This is a genomic window from Ideonella azotifigens (assembly GCF_006519715.1).
GTDB classification, from domain to species: domain Bacteria; phylum Pseudomonadota; class Gammaproteobacteria; order Burkholderiales; family Burkholderiaceae_C; genus Ideonella; species Ideonella azotifigens.
The window spans coordinates 1-2,039 of the sequence record NZ_VIDT01000847.1 but is presented as its reverse complement, the minus strand read 5'-3'; the positions used below and the strand labels follow the sequence as shown (position 1 = coordinate 2,039).

Sequence of the window (2,039 nt, the reverse complement as noted above, 5' to 3'; positions counted from 1 at the left end):
CCGCGCTGGCCAGTGTGTTGACGGTGGCGCTGCTGGCGCTGGCCGGCCAGCCGCTGCAGTTGTTCCATGTGCTGCCGCTGTTGATCCTGCTCGGCCTGGGCGTGGACTACGGCATCTTCCTGCTGGAGCGGCCGGCGCCCGAGGCGACACGGCCGTTTCTCTCCGTCACGCTGGCCGCCGCCTGCACGCTGCTGTCCTTCGGGCTGCTGGCGCTGTCCGGCACGCCAGCGCTGCGGGCCTTCGGGCTGACACTGCTGATCGGCGTGACACTGGCCTGGGCCCTCACGCCTGTTTTCTTGCCCCGCTCCCCTTCTTCATCGAACTGACCCTCCTTCATGCTGGACAAGAAGTTTTCCCCCGAGCCGCAGCACGCGTTTGCAGCCCGTTTCGAGGCCCAGAAGATCGCCTTTGGCCCGGTCGTTTTCCACTGCGTGCGCTACGCCTGGAAGCGCGGCCTGCTGCAGGCGCTGGCCAAGGCGGGAGACCGCGGGCTGACGCAGGCGCAGCTGCTGGCCAACGGCGAGTGGAGCGACTACGCGCTGAAAGTGGTGCTGGAGTCCTGCCTGTCGGCCGGCGTGCTGCTGCGCGCCGACGGGCGTTGGGTGCTGGACAAGACCGGCTACTGCATCCTCAGCGACCGCATGACCCAGGTCAATTTCGACTTCGTGCACGACGTCTGCTACCAGGGCCTGTTCGAGCTGGAACGCTCGCTGGATGCGCAGCAGCCGCTGGGCCTGGCCCACCTGGGCGACTGGCCCACGCTGTACCAGGGCATGGCCGAGCTGCCAGAGCCAGCCAAGAGCAGCTGGTTCGCGTTCGATCACCTTTATTCAGACACCTCTTTTCCGGACGTACTGCCCGATGTGTTCGCCACCGGCCCGCGCCGGGTGATGGACGTGGGCGCCAACACCGGCAAGTTCAGCCTGGCCGCGCTGGGCTACCAGCCCGAGGTGGCGCTGCACTTGGTGGACCTGCCGCAGCAACTGGCGGTGGCCGCGCAAAACCTGGCGGACGCCGGCCTGTCCGCGCGCGCCAGCCTGCACCCGGTGGACCTGCTGGACACGGCATGTGCCTTGCCGGGCGAGATGGACCTGGTGTGGATGAGCCAGTTCCTCAGCTGCTTCAGTGAGGACCACATCGCCGGCATCTTCGAGCGCGTGGCCGCGGCGCTGGCGCCGCAGGGCCAGGTGCTGGTGATGGACACCTTCTGGGACCGCCAGCGCTACGACATTGCCGCGTACTGCCTGATCAACACCTCACCCTATTTCACTGCCATGGCCAGCGGCAACAGCAAGGTCTACGAGAGCGCAGACTATGTGCGCCTGGCCGAGCGCGCCGGCCTGAAGCTGCTGACCACGCGCGACGGCATTGGCTACTGCCACAGCCTGCTGAGGTTTGCTCACGCATGATCGTCCATTCCCGTCGCCTTTGGCTGGCCAGCGTCGTGTTGGGCCTGTGCGCCTGCGCCGCCGCGCCGGTGGCCGAGCGGCACGAGCTGCCGATGCTGCGGCTGTCACCCGCTTTGCTCACCGAGTCCGCCAGCCTGCAGCAGCGCCTGCGCGTCACGCGGCTGGACGACGGCCGTGTCGCCGCCCAGTCGATTGACGTGCAGTTGCAACTCGAACCCGGCGGCCTGCTGCTGGCCGCTTTTGCACTGGGCCAGCGCGTGCTGCTGCTGCAATGGGACGGGCAGGATCTGCAGGAACAGCGCCACGCGATGCTGCCGGCCAGCGTGGACGCGGCCCACTTGTTGCGCGACATGAGCCTGGTCTACTGGCCGGCCGCCAGCGTGCAGCAGGCGCTGCCACAGGGCTGGTCGTTCATCGAAACCGAGGCCGGCCGCGAGCTGCGGCACGACGGGCAGCTGGCCGTCAGCATTCGCATCGACGGCCCGTTGCTGGGCCGCAGCCAGGTGCAGCTGCGCAACCTGCAGGAGCACTACGCGTTGCAGATCGAGTCTGCGCCGCAGGAGGGCGCACCTTGAGTGGCGCGGTCTACCTGCATGCTTTGGGCTTGACCTGCGCGCTGGGCGAAGGCCA

Annotated in this window: 2 protein-coding genes and 1 pseudogene; all 3 read left to right on the top strand. The window is 68.1% G+C overall.

Translation table 11 applies throughout. The features are described 5' to 3' along the window. Nucleotides 1-326, top strand: a pseudogene (locus FKP22_RS32955) (MMPL family transporter); the annotation flags it as partial. A 9-nt stretch (nucleotides 327-335) separates the two neighbouring features. Continuing rightward, the gene (locus tag FKP22_RS28405; protein WP_141291450.1) at nucleotides 336-1,409 is read left to right on the top strand and encodes a class I SAM-dependent methyltransferase; all 1,074 of its coding nucleotides are present in this window, start codon (nucleotides 336-338) and stop codon (nucleotides 1,407-1,409) included. Beyond that, entirely contained in the window at nucleotides 1,406-1,984 is a 579-nt protein-coding gene (locus FKP22_RS28400) for a DUF3261 domain-containing protein (protein ID WP_141291448.1), read from the top strand. The genes FKP22_RS28405 and FKP22_RS28400 overlap by 4 nt, the downstream gene beginning before the upstream one ends. The last annotated feature ends 55 nt before the right edge of the window (nucleotides 1,985-2,039 follow it).

What these genes read in the sequence shown, in the direction of transcription:
- FKP22_RS28405 (WP_141291450.1), top strand. Translation starts at nt 336, where the DNA reads ATGCTGGACAAGAAGTTTTCCCCCGAGCCGCAGCACGCGTTTGCAGCC.
- FKP22_RS28400 (WP_141291448.1), top strand. Translation starts at nt 1,406, where the DNA reads ATGATCGTCCATTCCCGTCGCCTTTGGCTGGCCAGCGTCGTGTTGGGC.